The organism is Streptomyces sp. NPDC001868 (genome assembly GCF_040297125.1).
Classification (GTDB): domain Bacteria; phylum Actinomycetota; class Actinomycetes; order Streptomycetales; family Streptomycetaceae; genus Streptomyces.
On sequence record NZ_JBEOYO010000021.1, the window covers coordinates 1 to 26331 of the forward strand.

The following is a 26331-nucleotide window of genomic DNA, read 5'->3' on the forward strand; positions in this document are numbered from 1 at the left end:
CGGCCCCTGCGGGCCGTTGAAAAAGCACGGGGCGCAGCCCCTGCTTTTTCAGGGGCGCGGGGAACTGCGCGACCAGCCCCCACCGGACCCGCGGATGGGATCGAAGGGCCCGCGGCCCTCTGGGGCGAGCGGGTGATCAGGGCCCCCGGCCCACACTCGCCCTAGCGGGCGACAGCCGCCCGGTCCTCCTTGGAGACCGCGTCGGCCGCGAGGCCACCTCCACCCGAACCGATTCCCTCACCCCCACCGTCCCCACTCGCGCGCAGCGTCATCGAGGGACGGCGGCTCGGGAGGAAGACGGCCAGGATGAGCCCGACGGCAACCGCGCCCGTGGCGATGAGGAAGGAGACCCGGAACCCGTGCATGGTCGGGATCGCGACCCCGCCGGCCTGCGTCGCGGTGTCGGCCAGCACCATCCCGATGACGGCGCTCGACACGGACGTACCGATCGATCGCATGAGCGTGTTGAGCCCGGTAGCCGCCCCCGTCTCGGACGGGTCCACCGCGCCGATGATCAGCGCTGGGAGCGACGAGTAGGCGAGCCCGATCCCCGCGCCCAGGACCACCGACACGACCACGGTCTGCCACGCGGCGCTCATCAGGCCGAGCCCGGCGCCGTAGCCGACCGCGATGATCAGCAGACCCAGGATGAGGGTGGTCTTGGGCCCGTACTTGGCGGAGATCCGGGCGTAGACCGGCGCGGTGAACATCATCGTCAGCCCGAGCGGCGCCACGCACAGACCCGCGACGATCATCGACTGGCCGAGGCCGTAGCCGGTGGAGGAGGGGAGCTGGAGGAGCTGCGGCAGGACGAGGGAGACCACGTAGAAGGAGACGCCGACCATGATCGAGGCGAGGTTGGTGAGCAGGACCTCGCGACGGGCGGTGGTGCGCAGATCCACCAGCGGGGCGGGGATACGCAGTTCCAGGACGCCCCACAGCAGCATGACCACGGCCGACGCGGCGAACAGGCCGAGCGTCGTCGTGGAGGTCCAGCCCCAGTCGCTGCCCTTGGTGATCGGCAGGAGGAAGAGGACGAGGCCGGTGGAGAGGCCGAGCGCGCCGAGGTGGTCGAAGGTGCCTTCCGCACGGGTCTTCGTCTCGGGTACGGCGACGAGGGTCAGCACGATGGAGAGGACACCCAGGCCTGCCGCACCGAAGAAGAGGACGTGCCAGTCGGTGTTCTGGGCGACCGCGGCGGCGAGCGGCAGCGCGAGTCCACCGCCGACGCCGATGGACGAGCTCATCAGGGCCATGGCGGAGCCGAGGCGTTCACGGGGGAGTTCGTCGCGCATCAGGCCGATGCCCAGCGGGATCGCGCCCATGGCGAAGCCCTGGAGCGTACGGCCGACGATCATCGGGACGAGCGCGCTGGTGAAACCGCTGATCAGTGCGCCGACCACCATCACGGCGAGGCTGGCGAGCAGCATACGGCGCTTGCCGAAGAGGTCGCCGAGGCGGCCCATGATCGGGGTGGCCACGGCACCGGAGAGCAGGGTGGAGGTCAGTACCCAGGTCGCGTTGCTGGGCGAGGTGTCCAGCAGCTGCGGGAGGTCCTTGATCACCGGGACGAGCAGGGTCTGCATGACCGCCACCACGATGCCCGCGAAGGCCAGCACCGGGACGATCGCTCCGGAGGCCGGTGCGGCTCCGGTCGCTTCCGTGGCTCCCGAGGTGGACCGATCGGTCGGCGGCGGTGTGTGCGGCTGCGTCATGGAGCAAGGCCTCCTGGCCGGGTGAGGGTATGTGTCGTCTGAACCTCGTGCGCCGGGGCAACTATTCCGTTGTTTCGCGTGACTAATGAAAACTTGACCCGCCCATGAAGAAGTGACGTACCGTCAGAGTCACGGCTGTCGCGTGCGGCGTTCTCCTCGCGGGGGAGCGGCACGGGCTTGGGGCAAGGGCCGGCCGGCGCTGCCCGGCGGAGCGAAGGCCTACAGCGGCCCCTGCTGCCTGGCCCTCCGCATCGCCTCCGTGTCGTCATCGGCGGAGGAGTTGAGGGGGGCGCCTTCCCGGTCGGTCAGCGGGTTGGGCGCGGTGCTCGGCGTGGTGCTCGGCGCGGTCGCGGTGAGCGCCGGATCGACGACGGTCTCGCCGGTCAGCACCCGGCGGACGGCCCGGACCAGGTCCTTCACCGGCCCGTCCTTGACCAGGAAGCCGGCGGCGCCGGCGTCCATGGCCCGGCGGAGATACCCCGGCCGCCCGGACGTGGCCAGGATCAGCACCCGGCAGTCGGGCACCTGGTCCCGCAACTCGGCGGCGGCGTCCAGACCGCTCGTCCCGGGCAGCTCGACGTCCAGCAGCGCGACATCGGGCCGATGGACCAAGGCCGCGTCCACGATCGCGTCACCGGCCCCCACCTGCGCCACGACCTGGATGTCGGCCTCCATCCCCAGCAGTAACGCCAGCGCGCCCCGCGTCATCCCCGGGTCCTCGGCGAGCAGCACCCTGATGGACTTGGCGGGCCGGTGATCCCGGGGCATCTCGTTCACGGCCCAAGAGTAGGGCGAAGAGGGGTGTTTCGGACCCGTGCGCGCACCTTGCCGGACGGCGCCGCACGTATCTGACGTACTGTCAGGAGTCTTCACATGTGCCCGTGGCTCGGCTATACAGAGGGTCGCCGGACTGGAACGCGTTCTAGGTGGGCGGGTTCCGGGTCCGCCGTGACGACCTCGGTGCGACCGCTGGTGCGGACGGTCGTACCGAGGTTCATCAGCGAAACCACCCACCCTCCGCCGGCCACTCTCCGCCCCCGTCACCCGTCGCGTCACCCACAGCCACAGCCATCGCCATTGCCACAGCCATCGCCCACAGCCATCGTCGTCACCACCGCACACAGGAGCCCCATGCCCATCGACGCAGCCAAGGCGCTCGCGACGGAGCCCCGTTCCGCCGAGATCGCATGGACCCGTAAGGACGTCCTGCTCTACCACCTCGGGATCGGCGCCGGTATCCCCGCGACCGACCCCGACGAGCTGCGCTACACGCTGGAGTCCCGGCTGCACGTCCTGCCGAGCTTCGCGACCGTCGCGGGCGCGGGCTCGCCGGACGTCATCGGCGGCCTGAACGCACCCGGCGTCGACGTCGACCTCGCCAAGGTCCTGCACGGCGGCCAGCGCGTGGAGTCGTACCGGCCGATCCCGGCCGAGGGGCGGGCGACCGCGACCTCGCGCGTGGCGGCGGTGTACGACAAGGGCAAGGCGGCCGTCTTGGTGATGCGGACCGAAGTCGCCGACGCCGAGGGCCCGTTGTGGGCGAACGAGGCGCAGATCTTCGTACGGGGAGAGGGCGGCTGGGGCGGCGAGCGCGGGCCGTCCGCCCGGCGGGAACCGCCGACGACCGCGCCCGACAAGGAGGTCGAGCGGGTCGTCCGCGAGGACCAGGCACTGCTCTACCGCCTCTCCGGCGACTGGAACCCGCTGCACGCCGACCCGGAGTTCGCGGGGAGCGCCGGGTTCGACCGGCCGATCCTGCACGGGCTGTGCACCTACGGGATCACGCTGAAGGCCGTCGTGGACACGGTGCTCGGCGGGGACGTCGGCCGGGTCCGCTCGTACGGGACGCGCTTCGCGGGCGTCGTCTTCCCGGGCGAGACCCTCCGCATCCGGATGTGGGCGCCGGACGACCACGCGGTGCGGGTGACGGTGGCCGCCGTCGAGCGCGACGACGCGCCGGTGCTGGCGGACACGCTCGTCGAGCACGAATGAGCAGCTCGGTACGAATGAGCAGCTCGGTACGGACGAGCAGCTCGGTAGGGCCGTAAGTCAGGTACTCCTGAGGGGAGCCGCACCATGCGCGCAGCCGTACTGCACGAGATCGGCCAGGACAAGCTCGACGTGCTCGACGACGTCGAGGCCGTGGGCTTCGGGCCGGGCAGGGTGAGGATCCGGGTGCGGGCCACGGGGCTGTGCCACTCGGACCTGTCCGCGATGGCCGGGGTGCTGCCGCAGCCCGGACCGTTCGTCCCGGGGCACGAGGGGGCCGGCGAGATAGTCGAAGTCGGGGAGGGCGTCAGCCACTTGAAGGCGGGCGACCGGGTCGTGGTCTGCTGGCTCCCGGCCTGTGGCACCTGTCCGGCGTGCAAGCGCGGCCAGACACACCTGTGCCTCGCCGGATTCCTCAACGCCGGCACGCCCAACTTCAAGCGGCCCGCCGGGGACGTCTTCGGCTTCGCCGGCACCGGCACCTTCGCCGAGGAGGTCGTCGTCGACGCCGGCTGCGCCGTGCCGATACCGGACGACGTGCCCTTCGACATCGCCGCCCTCATCGGCTGCGGTGTCACCACCGGGCTCGGCGCGGCCCTCAACACCGCGGATGTGGAGGCCGGTTCGTCGGTCGCGGTCATCGGCTGCGGCGGTGTCGGCATCTCGGCGATCCAGGGCGCCCGGCTCAAGGGCGCCGCCGAGATCGTCGCCGTGGACCCGGTGGTCTCGCGACGCGAGGCGGCGCTCAAGTTCGGTGCCACCAAAGCGATTTCACCGGAGGAGCTGGCCGACGCCAAGCAGTCCGTCACCGCCGGCGAGGGCTTCGACTACGTCTTCGAGGTCGTCGGCCGCTCGGCCACCGCCCGCACCGCGTACGAGACGACCCGGCGCGGCGGCACCCTCGTCGTGGTCGGCGCGGGCGCGCTGGACGACTTCCTCCAGCTCAGCATGTTCGAGCTGTTCTTCGACGAGAAGCGGATCCTGCCCTCCATGTACGGCGGCGGGGACGTCCTGCGCTCCTACGAGCGGGCCATCGCCCTCTGGCGGGCCGGCCGCATCGACCTCGCGGGCCTGATCACCCACCGGGTGTCGCTCACCGACATCAACGAGGCCCTGGACCAGATGCGGACCGGGGTCGCCCTCCGGACCTGCATCGAGATCTGACGACCGCCGGAGTAACGCGAGGAGAAGGGACCGGCCATGGCGTTGCCGCTCGAAGGGTCGCCGCTCGAAGGGTTGTCCGCGATCGTCACCGGCGCGGGGCGCGGGCTCGGCCGGGCCGAGGCGCTGGAGCTCGCCCGGCTCGGCGCGGCCGTCGTCGTGAACGACTACGGACGGCCGGGCCGGGACGGTTCCGGCGAGGTGTCCGCGGGGCCCGCCGAGGAGGTGGCGGACGAGATCCGCGCGGCCGGCGGGCGCGCGGTCGTCCACGCCGGCGATGTGTCCGACCACCAACAGGCCCGGGAACTGGTCGGGTTGGCGGTCGCGGAGTTCGGGAAGCTGGACATCCTCGTCAACAACGCGGGCATCCTGCGCGACCGTATGGTCTTCTCGATGTCGGAGGAGGAGTGGGACGCGGTCCTCCGGGTGCATCTGAAGGGGCACTTCAACACGACACGGTTCGCCTCCGCGTACTGGCGTGACCGGGCGAAGGCGGGCGGCGGCGGTCCGGTGTACGGGCGGATCGTGAACACGTCCTCGGAGGCCTTCCTCGCGGGCTCCGCCGGGCAGCCAAACTACGCGGCGGCGAAGGGCGGCATCGTCGGACTGACCACGTCCACGGCGCTCGCCCTCGCCAAGTACGGCGTCACGGCGAACGTGATCTGCCCCCGGGCCAGGACGCGGATGACCGAGGACGTGTTCGGAGAGGCCGCCTCGCCCGGCGACCTCGACCCCCTCGCCCCCGAACACGTCGCCCCCCTCGTCGGTTACCTCGCCTCACCCGCCGCCGCCCGGGTGAACGGCCAGCTTCTCGTCGTACACGGCGGCATGGTCGCCGTCGTCGAACGCCCGCGCGTACAGGCCAAGTTCGACACCAAGCAGGACGCGTTCACGTACGACGAACTGGACGGCCTGCTCACGCCGTACTACGCGGACCGGCCGAAGGGCGAGACGTTCGCGGCGGCGGAGGTGCTGGGGTTGCGGCACGGGGCCCCGTAAGGGGCGCGTATCGAGTCGTGATCATCGGGTGGTCCTGGTGAGGCACGTGGAGCCGACGTGAGCCGACCGGTGCACCGGCGTCCGGGCGGGGACTCATGGGACATGGGCCGGCACCCGGCTCAGGTTGCGGGGAGGATACGGCGCGTTTCGTAGGCCCACATCGCGATCTCGACCCGGTTGCGGGCGTTGAGCTTGGCCATCAGGCTGGCCAGATGCGTCTTCACCGTGCTGAGGCTGATGTGCAGCGCGTCGGCGATCTCGGTGTTGGTCAGCCCGCGGGCGACGGCGAGGAGCACCTGCTCCTCGCGGGCGGTGACGGGGGAGACCGGCTGGGCCACGGGCCGGCCGGCGGGCAGGTCCGCGAATGCCTGGAGGAGACGGACGGTGACACTGGGCGCGATGAGCGCCTCACCGTCGGACGCCGACCGTACGGCCTGTGCCAGAAGGTCCGGTCCCGTGTCCTTGAGGAGGAATCCGCGGGCGCCGGCACGCAGCGAGCCGTAGACGTACTCGTCGAGGTCGAACGTGGTGATGACGACCACGGCCAGCGGGTCGGCGACGCCCGGGCCGGCGATCAGCCGGGTGGCCTCCAGCCCGTCGAGCACGGGCATGCGGATGTCGAACAGGCAGACGTCGGGGCGCAGTTCGCGGGCCAGACGTACCGCTTCCCGCCCGTCGGCGGCCTCGCCGACCACCTCGATTCCGGGCTGGGCGTTCAGCATGATCCGCAACCCGGTACGGATGATCGTCTGGTCGTCAGCGACGAGGACGCGAATGGACACCGCTCTCGCTCCTCGCTCTCGGCAGTTCGGCTTCGACGTGCCAGCCCCGGTCGGTACCCGGGCCCGCCCGTAGTGTGCCGCCGAGCAGGGTCGCACGCTCGCGCAGTCCGGTAAGTCCGTATCCGTCGCGACCCCGGCCAGTGCGCCGGCCGTTGTCGCGCACGCTCACCCGTACCGAGTGCCGTTCCGCGGCGACCCGGACGACGAGCTCGGTCGCGTCGACCGCATGGCGCAGCGCGTTGGTCACCGACTCCTGCACGATCCGGTAGACGGCCGCGTCCACGGCCGGGGGCAGCGCGTCCAGTTCGCCGTCGAGCCCCAGGTCGACCCTGAGGCGACCACCCGGGGTGCGCACCAGGCGCTCCAGATCCGCGACTCCGGCGGGGGGCGCCAGCTCGCCGCCGACCCCGCGGTCGCGCAGCGCGGCGACCATGGCGCGCATTTCCTCCAGCGTCCGCGCCCCTTCCTCCTCGACCCCCTCCAATGCCTTGACGGCGGCGGACGGGTCGGCGCCCGCGAGCACCCCGCCCGCCTGGGCGATGATCACCATGGCCGACACATGGTGGGCCACCGTGTCGTGCAGTTCCCGGGCGAGCTGCTCGCGCTCGCGGGAGCGCACCTGGTCCAACTGCCGCTCGCGAGCGGTCACCCAGAACCGCACGGCAGCCCCGAACACGCCGGGCAGCAGCAGGAAGACGAAGCCCATGACGTTCTCGACGACCGGGGTCTCGTCCGTGACGGAGCACAGCGCGCCGGCCGTGAGGATCACCGCGCCGCCCAGCACGATCTCGCGTCCCGATCCCCACCGGGGCAGCGCGTACACCAGCACGAGCACGACCGCGCCGGTGTACAGGCCGACGGGCTCGCGCGGAGCGGCGACGAGCCAGGCCACCTGAAGCAGGATCACCGAGCCGAACGCCAGCGTGACCATCGCCAGGGGGCGGGTCCGGCGCCACAGGGGCAGCAGGCACAGCCATACGGCGAACACCACCGCCACCGGCCGCCACACGACGTTCTCGCGCAGGGTGGCCTCCAGCACCACACCGGCAAGGCTCACGGCGAGCAGAGCCCAGTCCCGCCACACCCGGGCGGGCGCGTCGGGCGGCCGGGGTTCGGTCCACAGGGTTCGCAGGTCTTCTCGCAGCACGGTTCTCAGCGTAGGGACCGCGGCGTGCCGCGCATCGGCCGAAAGGACGGTTCGTCACTCCGCCCCGGGGCCGACGGATCCGCGGCCCGCGGGCCGATGCCGCGGAGCGCCGTGGCGACGAGCCTCGGCATCGGCGGCCGTACAAGGACGGCCGACGAGGTGGTTGGAGGACCCGATGCTGTCGAAAGCCCTGTTGCGCCTGGGCGCGAGCGCCGCCCGCCATCCCTGGCGGGTGATCGCGGCATGGCTGATCGCCGCCACGCTCGCCGTCCTCGCCGCGATCGCCTTCGGCGGGCGCACCGCGGACTCGATGACCGCTCCGGGACTGGACTCCCAGCGGGCCGCGGAACTGATCGAGCGGGCCGGCACCGGCCAGGAGGGGATGACCGCCCAAGTGGTCGTCACCCCCCTCGACGGCGCTGCGACGTTCTTCGACGACGACGGCGCGCGCACCGCTCTCACGCGGCTGCGGGCCGAGGTCAAGCGGCTGCCGCACGTGCTCGGCACGAGCGACCCGGCGGGGGCGCTCGACGCGGGCGGGGACACCGCCGTGCGCGGCGGCCTCGTCTCGGCCGACGGGCGGATCGCGGTCGTCCGGGTGCAGTACCCCGACCAGAGCCGGCTGTCGGCCGAAGACCTCGACGCCCTCGTCGGTCTCGGCGACCGGCTGCGCGCCGAACTGCCCCTGCGTGTCGAAATGGGCGGGAACCTCTTCTACGCCTTCTCCGACCCCGACGGCGGCGTGAGCGAGTTGATCGGTCTCCTCGCCGCGGCCGTGATCCTGTTCCTGGCGTTCGGTTCGCTCGTCGCCGCCGCGCTGCCGATCGGCATGGCGGTCTTCGGACTGACCGTCGGGGTCGCCACGATGACGGTGCTGGCGGGGGTCACGGACGTGCCGACCTTCGCACCGGTCCTGGGCAGCATGGTCGGGCTCGGAGTGGGCATCGACTACGCGCTGTTCGTGCTCGCCAGGCACCGGGAGTACCTCGCGGGCGGGCTCGATCCGCACGAGGCGGCCGGACGAGCGGTGGCCACGGCGGGGCGGCCGGTGGTCTTCGCCGGCGGCACCGTCGTCGTGTCGATCCTCGGCCTGGCGGTCGCGAACGTGCCGTTCATGACGGTGGGCGGGCTCGCCGTCTCGATCGTCGTCCTGATCATGGTGCTCGCGTCGGTGACGCTGCTGCCGGCCTTCCTCGGCGCGGCGGGCCCGCGTCTGGGCCGGGCCGGTCGGATCGGCCGGGCACTGCGGACCAGGAAGCCGGGCCGACTCGCACGGCGGCGCCACCCGGCGGCAGGCGCCGCTCACGCCGCCGGGTGGCGTCGCTGGATCGGGCACGTCAGCCGGCACCCGGTGCCGTACGCGGTCGGTGCGGCGGGGCTGCTGCTGACCGCGACGCTGCCCGTGCTCGGCCTGCGCGTCGGCCTGCCCGACGACGGCTCACTGCCCCACAGCCGTACCGAGCGCCGGGCCTACGACCTCGTCGCCGAGGGGTTCGGCCCGGGCACCAACGGTCCCCTCGTCATCGCCGCCGACCCCACCGGTGATCCGGGAGTGCTGGACCGACTCGTCGGGGCGGTCGCGGCGGATCCGGGCATCGCATCCGTCGCGCCGACGCACATCGACCGGGCCACCGGCATCGCGACGCTCGTGGTGTTCCCGACCACCAGCCCTCAGGACAAGGCCACGGCCGACACCATCGCCCGGCTGCGCACCGACGTGCTGCCCACGGCGATCGGGCACGGCCCGGCCAGGGCCCACGTCGGCGGCGCCGCCGCGAGCCTGTCCGATGTGGGCCGACGCACCAGTGAGCGCCTGCCGGTGTTCGTCGCCGCCGTGCTGGCGATGTCGTTCCTGCTGCTGATGCTGGTCTTCCGCTCGATACTCGTACCGCTCAAGGCGGTACTGCTGAATCTGCTGAGCATCGGCGCGGCCTACGGCATCATGGTCGCGGTCTTCCAGTGGGGCTGGGGAGGCGCACTCATCGGGCTGGAAGCGACGGTTCCGATCGTGTCGTTCATCCCGATGTTCCTCTTCGCCATCCTGTTCGGCCTGTCGATGGACTACGAGGTGTTCCTCCTCTCCCGCGTACGCGAGGAGTACCTGCGCACCGGCGACAACGGCACGGCGATCGTCGAGGGCGTCTCGCGCACCGCCCGGATCATCACCTCGGCCGCCCTCATCATGGTGGCGGTCTTCCTGTCCTTCGCCGTCGCCGACGACCCCTCCACCAAGATGTTCGGGCTCGGCCTGGCCACCGCGATCTTCATCGACGCCACGGTCGTACGCATGGTGCTGGTACCGGCGACCATGACACTCCTCGGCCGGACCAACTGGTGGCTGCCGAAGTGGCTGGACCGGATGCTTCCCCGCGGCCCGGTCGGCACCGATGACACCGACGCGGAGTCCACGGGTGAGGCCCCGCGTCCACGGCTGGTCGACCGTTGACTCAACTCCTGCCCGCCCTTGGCGTCCGGCACCTCAGCGGGACCCCGGCCGCGTCGTGGTGGGCTCGGGCGGTGGTGGAGTCGATGCCGACCAGGGACAGGCCCACCTCACCCCGCTTCGCGGCTTCCGTGATCAGGCCCTCCAGCAGGGCCTCGAAGACGCCGGTCGATACGCGCCCTGGCGGGCGCGCAACGGCCCCGCCCATCACATGACGGGCGGGGCCGGAGGCCGTGGTGGTCGCCACCGGTGTCGAATTGACGTTTCTCCAGAAGCGACCGGAGGGATGCGTGCCGCCGTTCAGGCGGACGTCGTCGACTCCGTGTGTTCGGCCGGCTTGCGGTGGCGCCCGCGAGGGGTCGTCTTCTCGGCTTCGTGGGCCGAGAACTGGCCCCGGTGTCTGCCGTGGCCGTCCGCCTCGTGGGGGTTGGCCGTGGGCGGCTGGGTGGTGTGCACGTCGCTCATTGGAAGTATTCCCCGTCGAATGATCTTCTTACCGGCGGGTGATTTTAACGGGCGACCCCGTGCGTCTCGAAGGCGCCCGAGGGCGTGTCGCCCGTGCCGCGCCCACTTCGCCCGCGGCCCGCACATCGCCTTCACCCGACGGTCACCTCCTCGGGCACGCGCCCCTCCAACGGCGCCTGCTGCAACGGCACGGGGCGAGCGGCGACGGGCGCGGACGGCTCCACACCGGGCGCCTCCGAACCGGAAGCCGCCACACCGGACGGCTCCCCACTCAGCCCGCTCGGCTGGGGCGACGCGTCCACGGCCTCGTACCCCACGGCCTCCGCACAGCCCGGCCCTCTCTCCCGCTCCCGCGCCCCCTCCCGGGATTCCTCCTGCGCCTCCTGTACGTCCTCCTGTACCTCCTCCCAAGGCACCCCCACCCGAGCCACCCCGCACCGCACCGCCCCTGTCGAGTACGGCAGTTGCAGCACTCCCTCCCGGCTCCACAGCCCGGCCCCGGCCAACCAGCCCTCGGGGGCGGGCAGATGGAGGATCTGTCGTGCCGCCGGGCGCCAGACGCCGACCCAGCTGCCCCGGGGGCCGTCCACCCGCAGCGCGACCCCGCAGCTCTCCGGGGTCAGGATCTGGCCCGGCTGGATGGCGAACGGGGTGACGCGGTGACCGTCGGGAACCCGCAGACACTCCGGGAAGCGGACCGGGAGCGTACTGCCCAACACGCCCCAGCCGAGCCGGTCGTGGCCGGGGGAGGGCGCGTCCGAGCGGATCAGGAGCAGTCCGCTGTCGGGGTCGGCGAGCAGGACCCGGTCGTTGCTGTCGTCCGCGATCTGCAGCAGCGGCGAGACCGCGCCACCCTGCTCCAGATCGACCACCACCGACTTCGTCCGGCCGTCCCATTCCTGTTCCTGGTCCAGGGCGAGCATCCGTCCCGTCCCGTCCAGCCAGACCCCGCCCGAACACCGGCCCGGCACCTGCGCCAGCATCTCCGGGCCGAACGTTCCGCCCGCCACCAGCCACACCGTCGTGGCGCTCCGGCCCAGGGCGAGGGCGTACGCCCGCTCCCCGCACGGCGCGGGCGGCAGCAGCCGCAACTCGGCCGCCGGGTCGGCGCATTCGACGGCGCCGAGCGGTAGTTCACCCGTGCCGGGCCCGGTCGGGTAGAGGAGCGAGAACAGATGCCGGTCGGCGGCCAGCCGGTGGATGAGGACCCGGCCGTCGGTCATCGGGAGCACCTCGGTGCCGGGCTCCTCCGGCTGGTTGCCGGGCAGGGGTACGGCGTACGGCTCGGGGCCGTCCAGGGTCCAGCGCTCGGGGAACCAGGACTCGCCGTCGAGCGCGAGGCGCGCCGCGTACGTGCCGTCGGCGGTGATCACACAGCCGGGCACCGGCGCGGACCCGACCTGCCCGCCGAACCCGCCGAGCCCGCCGACCCCTCTGAGTCCTCCGGGTCCGCCGGGCCCTCCGCTCCCGCCTCTCTCCTCGGGCGCGTCCGTCCCTTCGTCCCCCTGTCCCTGTCCCTGTTCTTGTCCCTGCTCCTGTCCTTGCACTGGTTCCGGTCTCTGCCCCTGTCCCTGTCCCGTCTCGTTCCCGTGGCCCGTCGTGGGTGGTGGGGATGCACAGGCCGTCATCGTTCGATCACCTCCGGCGACGAAGCTAGTTTTCGCACGCACAGACGTGGGACAACCCGCACCCCCTTCACACATAAGGGTGCTCGTCACCCGATTCGCCTGAGGGAACGGCGATGCGTGTGCTGCCGGACGAGCCGGAAGGGGCGTCCCGCCGCCCCGGACGGGAGGGCGGCTGGTCAAGTGACCCACGGCAGGTCTGGGACGGGAGCGGTGCAGGTAGCCTTTGTCCGTGCCCCGTCTGTCTGAAGTCATCGCCGCGCTCGACGCCCTCTGGCCGCCCGAGAGGGCCGAGGGGTGGGACGCGGTCGGCACGGTCTGCGGAGACCCCGACCAGGAGGTCGCGCGGGTCCTGTTCGCCGTCGACCCGGTGCGGGAGATCGTCGAGGAAGCGGTGAAGCTGGGCGCCGACCTGCTGGTCACCCACCACCCGCTCTATCTGCGCGGTACGACGACGGTGGCGGCCTCCACCTTCAAGGGCCGGGTCGTGCACACCCTCATCAAGAACGACATCGCGCTGCACGTCGCCCACACCAACGCCGACACCGCCGACCCGGGAGTCAGCGACGCCCTCGCCGGCGCGCTGGACCTCAGGGTCGTACGCCCCCTCGTACCGGATCCCGCCGACCCAACCGGACGGCGCGGTCTCGGCCGGGTCTGCGAGCTGGACCACCCCCTGACCGTGCGTGAGCTGGCCGCGCGGGCCGCCGAGCGGCTGCCCGCCACCGCGCAGGGCATCCGGGTCGCCGGCGACCCCGAGGCGCTCGTCCGCACGGTCGCCGTCAGCGGCGGCTCCGGCGACAGCCTCTTCGACGACGTACGCGCGGCCGGTGTCGACGCCTTCCTCACCGCGGACCTGCGCCACCACCCGGCCTCCGAGGCGGTCGCCCGCACCACCGAAGGCACCCACACACCTCTCGCGCTGCTCGACGCGGCGCACTGGGCCACCGAATGGCCCTGGTGCGAGCTGGCCGCCGCCCAGCTCGACGAGATCTCCGACCGGGAAGGCTGGGACCTGCGCGTCCACGTCTCCAAGACGGTCACCGACCCCTGGACCGCCCACGCGGCATCCTCCCCCCTCTCTGACTCCCTAGGAGCCCCCAACTGAACGCCGCGCCCGCCGACCAGATCCGACTCCTCGACGTCCAGGGCCTGGACGTACGCCTCCAGCAGCTCGCGCACAAGCGGAGGTCGCTGCCCGAGCACGCCGAGATCGAGTCGCTGACGAAGGACCACACCCAGCTGCGCGACCTGCTCGTGGCCGCGCAGACCGAGGAGAGCGACACCGCCCGCGAGCAGATCAAGGCCGAGCAGGATGTGGACCAGGTGCGTCAGCGCGCCGTCCGCGACCAGCAGCGCCTGGACTCCGGCGCGGTCAGCTCCCCGAAGGACCTGGAGAACCTCCAGCGCGAGATCGCCTCCCTCGCCAAGCGGCAGGGCGACCTGGAGGACATCGTCCTGGAGGTCATGGAGCGCCGGGAGTCCACGCAGGAGCGGGTCGCCGAGCTGACCGAGCGGGTCGGTGCCGTCCAGGGCAAGGTCGACGACGCGACCGCGCGCCGGGACGCCTCGTTCGAGCAGATCGACGCCGAGGTGGCGACGGTGACGAAGGAGCGCGAGGTCATCTCCGCGTCCGTCCCCGCAGACCTCCTCAAGCTCTACGACAAGCTGCGCGACCAGCAGGGCGGCATCGGCGCGGCCAAGCTGTACCAGCGCACCTGCCAGGGCTGCCGCCAGGAGCTGTCGATCACCGACATCAACGACATCCGCAAGGCCACGCCCGACACCGTCGTCCGCTGCGAGAACTGCGGCCGCATCCTGGTGCGTACGTCCGAGTCGGGCCTCTAGGGACCCGATCGAGACCAGCAAGGGGCTTGTGTCGTGCGGGAGTTCATCGTCGAGGCCGACGGCGGTTCCCGGGGCAACCCGGGGCCCGCGGGCTACGGTTCCGTCGTCCTCGACGCGGTGACGGGCGAGACGCTGGTGGAGGCCGCCGAGTACATCGGGGTCGCCACGAACAACGTCGCCGAGTACCGCGGGCTCATCGCGGGTCTGAAGGCGGCGTACGAGCTGGACCCGGAGGCGTCCGTCCGGGTCCGTATGGACTCCAAGCTCGTCGTCGAGCAGATGTCGGGCCGCTGGAAGATCAAGCACCCCGACATGAAGCCCCTCGCCGCCGAGGCCGCCCGCGTCTTCCCGCCCGGCCGGGTCACCTACGAGTGGATGCCGCGCGAGCAGAACAAGCACGCCGACCGCCTCGCCAACGAGGCGATGGACGCGGGGAAGCGGGGGGAGCGGTGGTCGCCGTCGGCGTCCACCGCCGAGCTGCACACCCGGGCCGGAGCGACTCCGAGGCCCACGCCCTCGGACCCGCCGGGCCCACCCGGGGACGCGACAGCCGGCGCGGCGAGGGCGCGAGCGGCACTGGCGGGAGCGCGGGGAGCGGGCCCTGACGTTCAGGATGCTGCCGGTGCTGCCGGTGCTGCCGGTGCTGCCGGCGCTTCCGATGTGCCCGATGCTTCCGGCGGCGCTGCCGCCGCTCCCGCCGCCTCCGGTGGTTCCCGGTCGGCCAAAGCCGCCGCCGACCTCCGCGCCGCGACGAACGTCGCCTCCGCCGCCCCCGATCTCGGCACCCCCGCCACCTTCGTACTGCTGCGCCACGGCGAGACCGCCCTCACCCCCCAGAAGCGGTTCTCGGGGAGCGGCGGGTCGGACCCTTCCCTCTCCGACGTCGGCCGGTATCAGGCGGAACGGGTCGCCGCGGCGCTGGCGGCCCGCGGGACGATCCAGGAGGTCGTGTCGTCGCCGCTGGCCCGCTGCCGTGAGACGGCGGGGATCGTCGCCGCCCGGCTGGGGCTCAGGGTGACGGTCGAGGACGGGCTGCGGGAGACGGACTTCGGCGCGTGGGAGGGCCTGAGCTTCGGCGAGGTGCGGGAGCGGTACCCGGACGACATGAACGCCTGGCTGGCCTCCCCGGACGCCGAACCCACCGGCGGCGGCGAGAGCTTCGAGGCCGTGGCCCACCGCGTCGCCGTCACCCGGGACGAGCTGGTCGCGGCGCACCGGGGCCGTACGGTCCTGCTCGTCTCCCACGTCACACCGATCAAGACCCTCGTACGCCTGGCCCTCGGCGCACCCCCGGAGTCCCTGTTCCGCATGGAACTCTCGGCGGCCTCGCTGTCGGCCCTGGCCTACTACGCGGACGGCAACGCCACCCTCCGCCTCCTCAACGACACGTCACACCTGCGCTGAACGGTGGCGGTGGAGGCCTTGGGCGGGCACCGCCGGCTCAGCGCCTGAGCGCCGCCGCCTCCCGCGCCAGCCCCTCGATCCGCCCCCAGTCCCGGGCGGCCACGGCATCGGCCGGCAGCATCCAAGTACCGCCCACACAGCCGACGTTGGGGAGGGCCAGATACTCCGGCGCGTTGGCCGGCCCGACCCCGCCGGTCGGACAGAAGCGCGCCCGCGGCAGCGGCCCGGCCAGCGACTTCAGATACGCCGTGCCGCCCGCCGCCTCCGCCGGGAAGAACTTCATCTCCCGCACCCCGCGTTCGAGCAGCGCCACGACCTCCGACGCGGTCGACACCCCCGGCAGGAACGGCACCCCGGACGCCCGCATCGCCTCCAGTAGTACGTCCGTCCACCCCGGGCTGACCAGGAAGCGTCCGCCCGCCGCGACCGACTCCGTCACCTGCGCCGGGGTGATGACCGTCCCCACCCCGACCACCGCCGCCGGAACCTCCGCCGCGATCGCCCGTACGGCGTCCAGCGCGCCCGGCGTCCGCAGGGTCACCTCGATCGCCGGCAGCCCACCCGCGACCAGCGCCCGCGCGAGCGGCACGGCGTCGACGGGGTCGTCGACGACGACCACGGGCAGGACGGGCGCGAGGTCGAGGACGGACACGCGCGAGGACGGGGACACCGATGTGGACATGCCGTCATCCTGCCCGCGGGTATCAGCATGCACAACGAGCGTTGCGCATGCTGCAATATGCAAGGGGGAGGGGGGTGGGGAAGGGGAGTGAGGATGGGGAGTGGGGGAGGGGTGAGGTTCAGTGAACCTCGTCCACCAGCACATCCAACGTCCACGCCTTCCCGGCCCCGCGCCCGGCGCCACTCCCGGCCCCGGCCGGAGGCTCCACCTCCACCACGTACCCGAGGTCCCGCAGCGCCTCCACCAGCTCCGCCGGGCCCTTGGGCGCGATCCCGGCCGACAGCAGACTCCGTACGATGCGGCCCTTGGTCGCCTTGTTGAAGTGGCTGACGACCTTCCGGGTCGGCGCGTGCAGCACCCGTACGGTCGCGGTCCGGCCTGCCACCTCGCCCTTCGGCTTCCACGCGGCCGTGTACGCCGAGGAGCGCAGGTCGAGGACGAGCCCGTCGCCTGCGGCCTCGGGGAGCGCCGACGCCATCGGCGTACGCCAGTGCGTGCCGAGCGCGCCGACACCGGGCAGCTTGACGCCCATCGAGCAGCGGTAGGACGGGATACGGTCCGTCACCCGGACCGCGCCCCACAGCCCCGAGAAGACCAGCAACTGGCGCGCCGCCCGCTGCTTGGCGGCGGTCTCCAGGGTGGCCAGGTCGAGGGCGTCGTACAGCACCCCCGTATAGACCTGCCCGGCCGGCCGTGCCCCCGCCGTCAGCAGCTCCGCGTTCTTGGCGACCTCCCCGCGCAGCCCCTCACTCAGCCCGAGCACCTCCCGCGCCTTGTCCTCGTCCCCGGCGCACAACTCCACCAGCTCACCGACCACGGCCTCCCGCGCCCCGTTGAGCGCCGGCAACGACAGCCCCTCCAGCTTCAACGGAGCGCCCCCGGCGGAGGGGGCCTTGCCTTCGGACGGGGGCAGCAGGACGAGCACGGTCACTACTCCTAGTTCACGGGGGCTCAGGGGCTCAGGCGGTTCAGGGCTCCGCGACAGCGTACGGGGTGGGAAGGCAGGGCTCCCAAAGCCCGCCGGGTCGCCTTCCCGACCGCCCCCGGGCTGGTCGGCCGCCGTCGGGATGCCACCCCGCCCGCCCCGCCCTACGCTCGACCCATGCCCCGCCGCCACCTCCGCGTCAAGGGCGCCGCCGAGGCCCCTCTCCGGGCGGCCCTGCGCGCGCTGCGCGGGGAACTCGGTGTGCCCGACGTCTTCCCGCTCCAGGTCCTCGTCGAGGCGGAACACGCCGCGAAGTCCCCGCGCCTCCCGTCGTACGACGCCACGGACATCCCCCTCTTCACCATCGACCCGCCCACCTCCACCGACCTCGACCAGGCCATGCACCTGTCGCGGCGGCCGGGCAGCGGCTCGGGCCCCGGCGGCTACCGCGTCCGCTACGCCATCGCCGACGTCGCCGCCTTCGTCACCCCCGGCAGCGCCCTGGACGCCGAGGCCCACCGCCGGGTGACGACCCTCTACTTCCCCGACGGCAAGGTCCCCCTCCACCCCGCCTGCCTCTCCGAGGGCGCCGCCAGTCTCCTCCCGGCCCACACCTGCCCAGCGGTCCTGTGGACCCTGGACCTCGACGCGGACGGCCGTACCGAGAGCGTCGACGTCCGCCGGGCCCTGGTCCGCAGCCGCGCCAAGCTGGACTACGCCGGCGTACAGCAGGAGATCGACGCGGGCACCGCCGAGGAACCCCTCGCCCTGCTGAAGGAGATCGGACAGCGCCGCGAGCGCCTCGAAGTGGAACGCGGCGGCATCTCCCTCAATATCCCCGAGCAGGAGATCACCGAGCGCACCGACACCGTCAACAGCACTGTCGACACCGTCAACAGCACCTACGAGTTGACCTACCGCGCCCCTCTCCCCGCAGACGGCTGGAACGCCCAGATCTCCCTGCTCACCGGCATGGCCGCGGCCGAACTGATGCTGGCCCACGGCACCGGCGTCCTGCGCACCCTCCCCGCCGCACCGGACGGCGCGGTCGGCCGCCTCCGCCGTACGGCCAAGGCCCTGCGCATCGACTGGCCGCACCACGTCTCGTACGCGCGACTGATCCGCTCCCTCGACCCGCATGACCCCCGCCACGCCGCCTTCCTCCTGGAGTGCACGACCCTGCTCCGCGGCGCGCACTACACCCCCTTCCGCGACGGCTCCCTCCCCGACATCACCACGCACTCCGCCGTCGCCGCCCCCTACGCCCACTGCACGGCCCCACTGCGCCGCCTCGTCGACCGCTACGCCTCGGAGATCTGCCTCGCGGCGGCGGCCGACACCCCGACCCCCGACTGGGTCCTGGCGGCCTTCGACACCCTCCCCGACGAGATGGCCGGGGGCACCCGCCTCGCCGGACGCGTGGAGCGCGAGTGCGTGGACATCGTCGAGGCGGCGCTGCTCAAGGACCGGGTGGGGGAGGTCTTCGAGGGGTGCGTGGTGGACGTGGAGGAGGATCAACTCACCGTCGGTACCGTGCAGTTGGAGTCACCGGCGGTCGTCGGCCGCGTAGTGGGAGCCCCTGGCTCCCCGCTCCCGCTGGGGGAGCGGCTGCGGGTACGGCTCACGCAGGCCGAGCCGGGAGCGGCGAAGGTACGGTTCGCTCCGGCGTGAACTCCCTGATCAGACGTACGAGTTGATCGGACTCGTCGGCGTGGAAGCGGACCAGCCGCACCTCCCGGCGTCGGCCGAAGAAGGTCAAGTACGAGACGGGATCGGCTAGTTGGACAGTGACGGTGGTCTGCGAACCGACCTCCATGTTCAGCTCACCGTCCCGCTTCTCGTGCGTCGTCCGCAGCTCGCGTCGCACCGACGCCACGGCGGTGAGCGGCACACACAGATCCACGGTGGCGAAGCGGCGCAGACGCAGGGTCGTACCGTCGAGGACGTGGGGGCGGGTCACGGACGCCGCGTGGAGCCCGGCGACGATGAGGATCGTATAGAGGTCGAGGACGAGGAAGACCTGGTGGACGAGCGGAAAGTCGTGCAGCAGGACGGCCATGGTCACGGTCTCGACGACACACACGAACCCGAACCCGAACATCATGGCCCCCTGCCCCCGCGCGTACCCGAACGCCCGCCGGCCCTCCCCGACCCCGTGCGGCCGCCGCGCCACCCAGCGCAACAGGCTGCCCAGCAGCAGGAGTTCATGACGGACGAGGGAGTGGGCGATCCGGTAGGCATTCCGGTAGGTACTTCGGTAAGTGCTCCTCATCGGCGGTCCTCCATCAGTATCCGGAGCGTGCGGCGGATGGCCTCCGCCTGGGCCGGGGCGAAGTCGGCGTAGAGGGCGCGCAGGAAGCTGCCGGTGCCGGTGTTGCCGCCGTCGTCGTCGATGGGGGTGTCCTGCGGGACCATGTCCGGCGGAATGAGGTCGGCCAGCAGACGGGCCGCCTCGGCCACCCGGGGGTCGTCGGGTTCGGCGTCGGCGAGCGCGTCGAGCAGCGCGTACGCTTCGTGCGCCCGCTCCACCGCGCCGGGTGCCGCCATCATGCTCTCCAGCGCGGCCAGCATCTCCGCCCGTGCCTCGGGCGTCGCGGTCGTGTCCAGGAGCGCGAACACCTCCCGGTCCTTGACGGCCATCGGGGACTGCGGCGCGGGCCCGAACTTCCCGAAGAGGGCGGCCAGTTCGGGGGACACGGGCCCTTCGGCCGACAGCCGTCCGGCACGCGCGTCCGTCATCAGGACCCGCAACCGCCCCCGCCGCTCCCGGATCTCCGTCTCCTGCCGGGCCAGATCCTCGTCCAACTCCCCAAGCACCTCGACGAGTTCGCGCCCGGCATCGTCCGCGAGCACATCCCGCACCTCGGCCAGCCCGAGCCCCAGCTCCGTCAACCGCCGGATCCGCGCCAGCACGACCGCGTGCCGCAACGTGTAGTCCCGATACCCGTTCGCCCGCCGCTCCGGCTCCGGCAACAGCCCGAGGTGGTGGTAATGCCGTACGGCTCGTGGGGTGACCCCGACGGCCGCGGCGAGTTCTCCGATCCGCATACGACCAGTAGAAACGTTGACGCTGCGGCAGGGTCAAGCGACGGGTTCGGTGACTGATGGCGACTGACGGTGACCGGGATCATGTGCCACGATCGAGGGAACGGTTCCCGATCTCACGGCCAGGTGATCAGCCGATGTCCCAGTCTGGCGAGCGACCGAAGAAGGAGGGGCGTGACATGACTGCCATGGCCCATGAGCCGCTCTCGCAGGAAGTCCTGCTGGAGTGGTTTCTCGCCCTGGACACCCCGGAGGGTTTCCGGGCGGAGCTGATCGAGGGGGAGACCGTAGGGACGCCGCCGCCGGACGGGGAGCACGAAAAATACATCAGCCGGATCGTGAGGCAAGTGATCAAGCGGTCTCGGGCGGACATGGACTTCTCCGGGAACAAGGGGCTGATCCTGAGGCGCGGGGAGGCTTGCCCCAAGAACTTCGTGGTCCCTGACGCCACTTTCGCTCCCATCGAGCTGGATCCCTTCGGGAGCGCGGGCTCCTGGATGCCCTGCGACGGTGTTGCCATGGTGGTGGAGGTGACATCCACCAAGCCGAAGGCCGACCGTGAGATCAAGCGCCGTTGCTATGCCCGCAGCGGCATCCCCCTCTACCTGCTGGCCGACCGTGACACATCCCAGGTCACACTCTTCAGCAGCCCGGAGAAGGACGACTACCGCGACCACTGCACGCGCGCCTTCGGTAAGCCGCTCGTTCTCCCTGTCCCCTTCGCCTTCGACCTGGAGACGGCGGACTTCATCTGAGCCATGAGTGTCGGCTGAGCCATGCATGTCGGCCGACGCGGGCGGTATGAAACCCGGCCACCCGAATGTTGCACCCCATACAGCCTGCGAGAGGGGTGCGTGAGGTGGCCGGCGGCGGAGCAAGCGGACAGACCACCAGCTGGACCAGGGCCACCCTCGGCCGCCCCGACCGCCCCCTCGACCTCCTCACCGCCCGCTTCGACCGCCACCGCTACGCCCCGCACACGCACGAGGAATTCAGCATCGGCATCTGCGTCCTCGGCGCCTCGTGCATCGACTACCGGGGCGGCGGCCTCAGGGTGGGGGAGGGCTCGATCGTCGTCCTGGCCCCCGGCGAGGTCCACACCGGCGAGTCGGCCTACGGCACCTACGCCTACCGCGCCCTCTACCCGACCCCCGCCCTCCTCACCGACGGCATCCTCGGCGGCACCCCGCACTTCCGCGAGCCCCTCCTCCACGACCCGGAACTCGCCGCCGCCCTGCGCACCGCCCACACCGAGCTGAGCACCTGCCCCGACCCCCTGGAGGCCGAGTCCCGCCTCCCCTGGCTCCTCACGGCCCTGGCCCGCCGCCACTCCACGTCCCGCGCGACCGCCGACACGCTCCCCGGCGCGAGCGGCCTCGCCCTGGCCGTACGGGACCGCCTGGCCGACGAGCTGGTGGCTCCCCCTTCCCTCGCCGACCTCGCCACCGACCTGGGCCTCTCCCGCTACCAGCTCCTCCGCGCCTTCCGCACGACCATGGGCATGCCCCCGTACGCCTGGCTGGCCCAGCACCGGGTGAGCCGGGCCCGGGGCCTGCTGGAAGCGGGCGGCCGCCCGGCGGAGGTGGCCGGCCAGGTGGGCTTCGCCGATCAGGCCCATATGACGCGCTGGTTCAGGAAGGTGCTGGGGGTGACGCCGGCGGCGTACAGGACGAGCGTGCGGCCGTAGAGACGCCGGGGCCGACCCCGCAGGGCCGCGCGTGGGCGTGCAACAGCGTTCAAGACGGATGGCGCCCCATGCCTCGAAACTCACCCCATGACTGCACGCGGCTGGTTCCTCTTCTCCCTGATGGGAGTCCTCTGGGGTATCCCCTATCTGATGATCAAAGTGGCGGTGGACGAGGTCTCCCCGTCCATGGTCGTCTTCGTACGCTGTGCCCTGGGCGCGGCCCTGCTGCTTCCCTTCGCGATCCGCCAAGGGGGGCTGCCCCGCGTGGTGACGGACCACTGGCGCCCGATGCTCGCCTTCGCCGTGATCGAGGTGATCGGCCCCTGGTGGACCCTGACCGACGCCGAACGCCACCTCTCCAGCTCCACGGCCGGCCTCCTGATCGCGGGCGTACCGATCGTGAGCGTGCTCCTGGCCCGCTACTTCGGCGACACGGAACGACTGGGCGCCCGCCGTATGACGGGCCTGGCGTTGGGCCTGGGAGGCGTGGCGGTCCTCACCATCCCCCACCTCACCGGCGGCAACGTCCTCTCCCTCACCGAGGTCCTGATCACGGTGATCGGCTACGCGACGGCCCCCTTGATCATGGCCCGCCACCTGAAGCAGGTCCCCACCCTCCAGCTGATAGCCCCGGTCCTGCTCCTGTCGGCGGTGGTCTACGCCCCCGCGGCGGCGCTGACCCGACCGTCGACGCTCCCTTCGTCCCCGGCCCTGATCTCCCTGGTGGCCCTGGGCGTGATCTGCACGGCGTTGGCCTTCGTAGCCTTCCTGGAACTGATCCGAGAGGTCGGCCCGACCCGGGCGACGGTCTTCACGTACGTGAACCCGGCGGTGGCGGTGGCGGCGGGAGCGCTGTTCCTGGACGAGCGCCTCACTCCCGGGATCCTGGCGTCCTTCGCCCTGATCCTGGCGGGCTCGTTCCTGGCAACGGCATCGACGGCATCCACGGCATCAACGGCACCGACGGCACTGACGGCGCAGAGGACCGGTGGGCGCCGGGTAGCATGGTCCACACGGCAGACGAGCCGGGCGGACGGCCGCGTGAAGGTCCTCACGGACCTCCCCGAGGAACGTCCGGGCTCCACAGGGCAGGGTGATGGCTAACGGCCACCCGGGGTGACCCGCGGGACAGTGCCACAGAAAACAGACCGCCGGGGACCTCGGTCCCCGGTAAGGGTGAAACGGTGGTGTAAGAGACCACCAGTGCCCAGGGCGACCTGGGCAGCTAGGTAAACCCCACCCGGAGCAAGGTCAAGAGGGGCCGCCTCTTCGCAAGAAGGGTGGCCCTGCGCGGACGTTCGAGGGCTGCCCGCCCGAGTCCGCGGGTAGACCGCACGAGGCCGGCGGCAACGCCGGCCCTAGATGGATGGCCGTCTCCCCGGCCGCCGCGAGGCGGTTGGGTGACAGAACCCGGCGTACAGCCCGACTCGTCTGCCGCTCCTGTGGCTTTGCCTTATGAGCGTTCCTGTATCTGTGCCGGAGGCCTTCTCCAGTCTCTTGGAGGCTTGGCGCAGCAGGCGGAGAACGGCTCGCCTCCTCGACGAATCCCGTGCGTCACCGGTCGCTGCCACCGATGGTGACTGGATCCAGCCCCTTGTTGTGGTGAGGCGTTGTGTCTGCAAAGCCCACGCGAGATCATGCTCGGTGATCGATAAAATGTGCGAGTCGTCGAAGCTTCGCGTGATGGATGGCGGCAGATCCCTCATCCATGTCCATGCGGGACGCGCAGTGCGTACGGGGGTTGGGAGAGCAGTGTGACGGGGTGGGACATAGATCCGGTCGGGGTGCGCGGTGTCCTGAAGACGGCGGGTACACATGCGAAGAACCTGTCGGAGGCGGGTTCGGCGATGCAGGGAAACCTGGAGGAGGCCGCCTCGACAGCGGGGATGATCACCAGCCAGTACGGGCCCTACACGAGCACGGTCGGGGTGGTGGGCGCCGCTCTGGGTGAGTTTCTGCAGCAGTGGAGCCATGACCTGCTCTACATCGCCGAGCGCACGTCCAAATCGCTGAACGGGGCCGCCGAAGCCACCGGGCACTACATCGAGGGCGACTTGACTCTGGCGGGCAACGCGCAGCGTGAGGCGGCCAAGGAGCCGAAGGTCGAGCTGCCCGGGGTCGATTCACCGGCCAAAGGACAGTGATGGCGGACGAGGCGAATCTGATCGACCCCTCCGGGATACCGCAGTTCCTCGGGGACCTGCCCACGCTGGGCGTCGACGTGATGCTGTTGTACGCGAACGCGGGCCAGTTCCGGGCCTCGGGCGCTGATCTACACACCGCCTTCCAGGGCTTGTCGGCCTTCTACCGTGCCCCGGAGGCTCATGACCTGTTCTCGTCCACGCAGCCGGTGAAGGCGAAGTCGGACGCGTTCGCGGACGATCTGGAGAAGGTCGCCGGGGCGCTGGACGAGTACGGCGTCGAAGTCAGGCCGCTGGTGGAGAAGTTGGCGACGCTCAAGGCGGATGCCCGGACGTTCGTCGACTCGGTGGCCGGGGATGACGACTGGCGCAAGGACAAGGACAAGGTCGACACCAACAACGACCTGTGGCACGACGTCAACAACACGGTCGCCGCCTTCCAGGCCGCCGAACTCGCCTGCCACAACAAGATCACCGCGCTGGTCGGCGGCACCACGCTCACCGTCGACGACGGCTCGCACGGCGAGAACATGTACGGCTATCGCGCCGAGGACCTCGATCACGCCAAGGAGACCCCGTGGGGTGCGGCGGTTGAGCAGGAGTACGAGGGCTGGGACTGGTTCACGCACACGTCCGGTCAGGTTTGGGACGGCTTCTGGACCGATGGTGTGATGGCCACGGTCCACGGAGTGGGCACCCTGTTCGGTGCGGACGGCTCGGACGCGGCGGGCGAGGCGTGGACGGGCCTGGCCAAGCTCGGCACCGCGTCGTTCCTGACCGGTGCCACCCTCGGCACCTGGTGGCTGGTCCCGGACGACAAACTCCCCTCGTGGCTGCGCGATTCCCGCACCACCTACAAGCAGACCGTCAAGGGCTTCGTCGCCTGGGACACGTGGGAGAGCAATCCCGCCCGCGCGGCCGGCACGGTCAGCTTCAACGTCCTGGGCCTCCTGGGCACCGAAGGTGCGGGCGCGGCGGCCACCGGCGCCGGCCGGACCGGTGCGGCGGCCCGTGCGGTGTCGGTCGTGGGCAAGGTGGGCCGGGCCGTCGACCCGTTCACGTATGTCGGCAAGGCGGGCAAGTTCGCCTACGTGAAGGTCGGCGACGCCTTCAGCGCGCTGAAGAACCTGGACACCGGGGCCCAGCTGGACCTGGCAGGCAGCGGCGGCAGGTACACGCTGCCCGATCAGCCGACCCCGCACGCCGAACGCGCCGCCTCCGTCCCCGAGCACGCCGTCGAGTACGTCGATCAGGCAGGCAAGCGCGTCTACCTCGATACCAGGACCGGCGACGTCCTCAACGCCAACGGCAGTGTCCGCCAGTACGCGGATGAGGCCGCGCACGAACTCTCCGCGAACGACCGTACGGGACTGGGCGAGCCCGCCCATGCGGATCGCCCGCGCGAGCCGGCCGGGGTCGGCGCCCGAGCCGAACACACCACTGACGCCGCGCGTGCCGGTGAACAGGCACCGGGGCAGACAGGCCGGACCGACGGCGGCCATGCAGCCGCGCGCGACGGTGATGCAGGGAGACATTCAGGGGGAGGAGCCGCTGAGCGGTCCGGAACCGGCGGCGGGACAGGAGGGCGCGGCGGCGCAGGAGCAGGGACAGGTCACGGCGACGGCGCTCACGGTTCTGGGCACGACCACGGCTCGGCCGAGCGCGAGCCCGCGGATCCGCAGAAGTCGGACGACTCGCCTACTGAATCGGGTGAGGGCCCGGATCAAGCGCACCGGTCCGACACGCCTGATGGCGAACCCGACTTGACTCGTCCGGAGCTTCTGCCGGGCCGGGCGGAGCGCACCCTGCGCGAAATGCAGCGTATGCGCCACGGTCGGGCGCGCTACAAAGGCGCAGAGGATTTCGTCCGTCAGATGGTGGGTGGTGCGGCCGAGCGGCACTACCGCGTGTCACCCAACGACCATCCGTACCACCCTGTGCAGACGCCAGGGGGCCGCAATGTCGACGTTCCGGTGGACATGCCGGGCGGCCGTACGCTGGCCGTCGAGGTCAAGCACTACCTGGAGTGGCGCACGATCACTCTCAAGGACGGCAGCACGAAGCCTGTGAAAGGCGAAGTCCCCCTGAGTAACGGGATCATCGAGCAGATCAACAAGGACCTGGCGCTACGTCGCCAGGACCCGGCGTTCGATCCCCGTTGGGTCTTCACCCACGCGCCACCGTCACAGGCCCTGCGGAACTATCTGATCCAGGCCCGCATTATCTTCGTCGAGTACGGACCACCCCCCAAGTAGCTCTGAAGCCGCGAAAGG

Annotated in this window: 22 protein-coding genes, 1 other RNA gene and 2 pseudogenes; 14 read left to right on the forward strand and 11 right to left on the reverse strand. The window is 71.6% G+C overall.

What is annotated here, in order from left to right; translation table 11 throughout:
* Nucleotides 1–161: 161 nt before the first annotated feature.
* Nucleotides 162–1715, reverse strand: a complete 1554-nt coding sequence (locus tag ABT147_RS24035) for an MFS transporter (RefSeq protein ID WP_351409439.1) — start codon at nucleotides 1713–1715, stop codon at nucleotides 162–164.
* Between the two features lie 237 nt (nucleotides 1716–1952).
* Nucleotides 1953–2483: pseudogene (locus ABT147_RS24040) on the reverse strand (response regulator); the annotation flags it as partial.
* Nucleotides 2484–2846: 363 nt separating this feature from the next.
* Between ABT147_RS24040 and chsH3 the strand changes: the two are divergent.
* The 3 genes from chsH3 (at nucleotide 2847) to ABT147_RS24055 (ending at nucleotide 5864) form a co-directional block, all read left to right on the forward strand.
* Entirely contained in the window at nucleotides 2847–3707 is an 861-nt protein-coding gene (chsH3, locus tag ABT147_RS24045) for an enoyl-CoA hydratase ChsH3 (RefSeq protein WP_351409441.1), read from the forward strand.
* Between the two features lie 84 nt (nucleotides 3708–3791).
* Complete coding sequence (locus ABT147_RS24050; RefSeq protein WP_351409443.1) at nucleotides 3792–4868, forward strand: Zn-dependent alcohol dehydrogenase; 1077 nt, start codon at nucleotides 3792–3794, stop codon at nucleotides 4866–4868.
* Nucleotides 4869–4904: 36 nt separating this feature from the next.
* The gene (locus ABT147_RS24055) at nucleotides 4905–5864 is read left to right on the forward strand and encodes a 3-oxoacyl-ACP reductase (protein ID WP_351409445.1); all 960 of its coding nucleotides are present in this window, start codon (nucleotides 4905–4907) and stop codon (nucleotides 5862–5864) included.
* Between the two features lie 119 nt (nucleotides 5865–5983).
* On the opposite strand, the gene ABT147_RS24060 is transcribed toward ABT147_RS24055, so the two are convergent.
* Together ABT147_RS24060 and ABT147_RS24065 are read right to left on the reverse strand one after the other, a co-directional pair.
* On the reverse strand, nucleotides 5984–6646 hold the full coding sequence (locus ABT147_RS24060) for a response regulator (RefSeq protein WP_351409447.1): 663 nt from the start codon (nucleotides 6644–6646) through the stop codon (nucleotides 5984–5986).
* On the reverse strand, nucleotides 6621–7793 hold the full coding sequence (locus tag ABT147_RS24065) for a sensor histidine kinase (protein WP_351409449.1): 1173 nt from the start codon (nucleotides 7791–7793) through the stop codon (nucleotides 6621–6623). Before ABT147_RS24065 ends, ABT147_RS24060 begins: the two co-directional genes overlap by 26 nt.
* Nucleotides 7794–7968: 175 nt before the next feature.
* Between ABT147_RS24065 and ABT147_RS24070 the strand changes: the two genes are divergently transcribed.
* Nucleotides 7969–10239, forward strand: a complete 2271-nt coding sequence (locus ABT147_RS24070) for an MMPL family transporter (RefSeq protein WP_351409451.1) — start codon at nucleotides 7969–7971, stop codon at nucleotides 10237–10239.
* Nucleotide 10240: 1 nt separating this feature from the next.
* Here the strand turns inward: ABT147_RS24070 and ABT147_RS47375 are convergent, their stop codons facing one another.
* The 3 genes from ABT147_RS47375 to ABT147_RS24085 form a co-directional block, all read right to left on the reverse strand.
* Nucleotides 10241–10483: a hypothetical protein gene (locus tag ABT147_RS47375; RefSeq protein ID WP_502983144.1), complete on the reverse strand. Its 243-nt coding sequence runs from the start codon at nucleotides 10481–10483 to the stop codon at nucleotides 10241–10243.
* Between the two features lie 53 nt (nucleotides 10484–10536).
* A complete protein-coding gene (locus ABT147_RS24080; protein WP_351409453.1) occupies nucleotides 10537–10701 on the reverse strand; it encodes a hypothetical protein in 165 nt (54 codons plus the stop codon).
* A 131-nt stretch (nucleotides 10702–10832) separates the two neighbouring features.
* A complete protein-coding gene (locus ABT147_RS24085; protein WP_351409456.1) occupies nucleotides 10833–12329 on the reverse strand; it encodes a hypothetical protein in 1497 nt (498 codons plus the stop codon).
* A gap of 229 nt (nucleotides 12330–12558) precedes the next feature.
* On the opposite strand from ABT147_RS24085, the gene ABT147_RS24090 reads away from it, so the two are divergent.
* The 3 genes from ABT147_RS24090 to ABT147_RS24100 are packed head-to-tail and all read left to right on the forward strand — an operon-like array spanning nucleotide 12559 to nucleotide 15578.
* The gene (locus ABT147_RS24090; RefSeq protein WP_351409458.1) at nucleotides 12559–13434 is read left to right on the forward strand and encodes a Nif3-like dinuclear metal center hexameric protein; all 876 of its coding nucleotides are present in this window, start codon (nucleotides 12559–12561) and stop codon (nucleotides 13432–13434) included.
* A complete protein-coding gene (locus ABT147_RS24095; RefSeq protein ID WP_351409683.1) occupies nucleotides 13431–14174 on the forward strand; it encodes a zinc ribbon domain-containing protein in 744 nt (247 codons plus the stop codon). Before ABT147_RS24090 ends, ABT147_RS24095 begins: the two co-directional genes overlap by 4 nt.
* A gap of 33 nt (nucleotides 14175–14207) precedes the next feature.
* Nucleotides 14208–15578 (forward strand): bifunctional RNase H/acid phosphatase, encoded by a 1371-nt coding sequence (locus ABT147_RS24100; RefSeq protein ID WP_351409460.1) that lies wholly within the window; start codon nucleotides 14208–14210, stop codon nucleotides 15576–15578.
* A 37-nt stretch (nucleotides 15579–15615) separates the two neighbouring features.
* On the opposite strand, the gene eda is transcribed toward ABT147_RS24100, so the two are convergent.
* Nucleotides 15616–16260, reverse strand: a complete 645-nt coding sequence (gene eda, locus ABT147_RS24105) for a bifunctional 4-hydroxy-2-oxoglutarate aldolase/2-dehydro-3-deoxy-phosphogluconate aldolase (RefSeq protein WP_351409463.1) — start codon at nucleotides 16258–16260, stop codon at nucleotides 15616–15618.
* A gap of 118 nt (nucleotides 16261–16378) precedes the next feature.
* Nucleotides 16379–17185 carry a peroxide stress protein YaaA gene (gene yaaA, locus ABT147_RS24110; protein ID WP_351409686.1) on the reverse strand — a complete coding sequence of 269 codons (807 nt, stop codon included), beginning with the start codon at nucleotides 17183–17185 and terminating at the stop codon, nucleotides 16379–16381.
* Nucleotides 17186–17362: 177 nt separating this feature from the next.
* Here yaaA and ABT147_RS24115 point away from each other — a divergent pair, with 177 nt between their 5' ends.
* Entirely contained in the window at nucleotides 17363–18856 is a 1494-nt protein-coding gene (locus ABT147_RS24115; protein ID WP_351409465.1) for an RNB domain-containing ribonuclease, read from the forward strand.
* On the opposite strand, the gene ABT147_RS24120 is transcribed toward ABT147_RS24115, so the two are convergent.
* Together ABT147_RS24120 and ABT147_RS24125 are read right to left on the reverse strand one after the other, a co-directional pair.
* Nucleotides 18807–19457 (reverse strand): hypothetical protein, encoded by a 651-nt coding sequence (locus ABT147_RS24120; RefSeq protein WP_351409467.1) that lies wholly within the window; start codon nucleotides 19455–19457, stop codon nucleotides 18807–18809. The two genes, ABT147_RS24115 and ABT147_RS24120, sit on opposite strands and share 50 nt — an antisense overlap.
* Complete coding sequence (locus ABT147_RS24125) at nucleotides 19454–20233, reverse strand: MerR family transcriptional regulator (RefSeq protein WP_351409470.1); 780 nt, start codon at nucleotides 20231–20233, stop codon at nucleotides 19454–19456. Before ABT147_RS24125 ends, ABT147_RS24120 begins: the two co-directional genes overlap by 4 nt.
* Nucleotides 20234–20409: 176 nt before the next feature.
* Here ABT147_RS24125 and ABT147_RS24130 point away from each other — a divergent pair, with 176 nt between their 5' ends.
* The 6 genes and pseudogenes from ABT147_RS24130 to ABT147_RS24155 all read left to right on the forward strand — a co-directional run bounded on the left by ABT147_RS24130 (nucleotide 20410) and on the right by ABT147_RS24155 (nucleotide 26313).
* On the forward strand, nucleotides 20410–20985 hold the full coding sequence (locus ABT147_RS24130; protein ID WP_351409472.1) for a Uma2 family endonuclease: 576 nt from the start codon (nucleotides 20410–20412) through the stop codon (nucleotides 20983–20985).
* Between the two features lie 95 nt (nucleotides 20986–21080).
* Nucleotides 21081–21917 (forward strand): helix-turn-helix domain-containing protein, encoded by an 837-nt coding sequence (locus ABT147_RS24135; RefSeq protein ID WP_351409474.1) that lies wholly within the window; start codon nucleotides 21081–21083, stop codon nucleotides 21915–21917.
* Between the two features lie 87 nt (nucleotides 21918–22004).
* Nucleotides 22005–22784: pseudogene (locus ABT147_RS24140) on the forward strand (DMT family transporter); the annotation flags it as partial.
* A gap of 154 nt (nucleotides 22785–22938) precedes the next feature.
* Nucleotides 22939–23351: RNase P RNA component class A (rnpB, locus tag ABT147_RS24145), an RNA gene on the forward strand.
* Nucleotides 23352–23671: 320 nt separating this feature from the next.
* Nucleotides 23672–24061, forward strand: coding sequence for a DUF6507 family protein (locus ABT147_RS24150; RefSeq protein ID WP_351409475.1), 390 nt, complete (start codon nucleotides 23672–23674; stop codon nucleotides 24059–24061).
* A complete protein-coding gene (locus ABT147_RS24155) occupies nucleotides 24061–26313 on the forward strand; it encodes a hypothetical protein (RefSeq protein WP_351409478.1) in 2253 nt (750 codons plus the stop codon). The genes ABT147_RS24150 and ABT147_RS24155 overlap by 1 nt, the downstream gene beginning before the upstream one ends.
* Nucleotides 26314–26331 lie beyond the last annotated feature (18 nt).

Coding starts and splice junctions, on each gene's coding strand:
- ABT147_RS24035 (WP_351409439.1), bottom strand. CDS start 1,715: ATGACGCAGCCGCACACACCGCCGCCGACCGATCGGTCCACCTCGGGA.
- chsH3 (WP_351409441.1), top strand. CDS start 2,847: ATGCCCATCGACGCAGCCAAGGCGCTCGCGACGGAGCCCCGTTCCGCC.
- ABT147_RS24050 (WP_351409443.1), top strand. CDS start 3,792: ATGCGCGCAGCCGTACTGCACGAGATCGGCCAGGACAAGCTCGACGTG.
- ABT147_RS24055 (WP_351409445.1), top strand. CDS start 4,905: ATGGCGTTGCCGCTCGAAGGGTCGCCGCTCGAAGGGTTGTCCGCGATC.
- ABT147_RS24070 (WP_351409451.1), top strand. CDS start 7,969: ATGCTGTCGAAAGCCCTGTTGCGCCTGGGCGCGAGCGCCGCCCGCCAT.
- ABT147_RS24080 (WP_351409453.1), bottom strand. CDS start 10,701: ATGAGCGACGTGCACACCACCCAGCCGCCCACGGCCAACCCCCACGAG.
- ABT147_RS24085 (WP_351409456.1), bottom strand. CDS start 12,329: ATGACGGCCTGTGCATCCCCACCACCCACGACGGGCCACGGGAACGAG.
- eda (WP_351409463.1), bottom strand. CDS start 16,260: ATGTCCACATCGGTGTCCCCGTCCTCGCGCGTGTCCGTCCTCGACCTC.
- ABT147_RS24115 (WP_351409465.1), top strand. CDS start 17,363: ATGCCCCGCCGCCACCTCCGCGTCAAGGGCGCCGCCGAGGCCCCTCTC.
- ABT147_RS24120 (WP_351409467.1), bottom strand. CDS start 19,457: ATGAGGAGCACTTACCGAAGTACCTACCGGAATGCCTACCGGATCGCC.
- ABT147_RS24125 (WP_351409470.1), bottom strand. CDS start 20,233: ATGCGGATCGGAGAACTCGCCGCGGCCGTCGGGGTCACCCCACGAGCC.
- ABT147_RS24130 (WP_351409472.1), top strand. CDS start 20,410: ATGACTGCCATGGCCCATGAGCCGCTCTCGCAGGAAGTCCTGCTGGAG.
- ABT147_RS24155 (WP_351409478.1), top strand. CDS start 24,061: ATGGCGGACGAGGCGAATCTGATCGACCCCTCCGGGATACCGCAGTTC.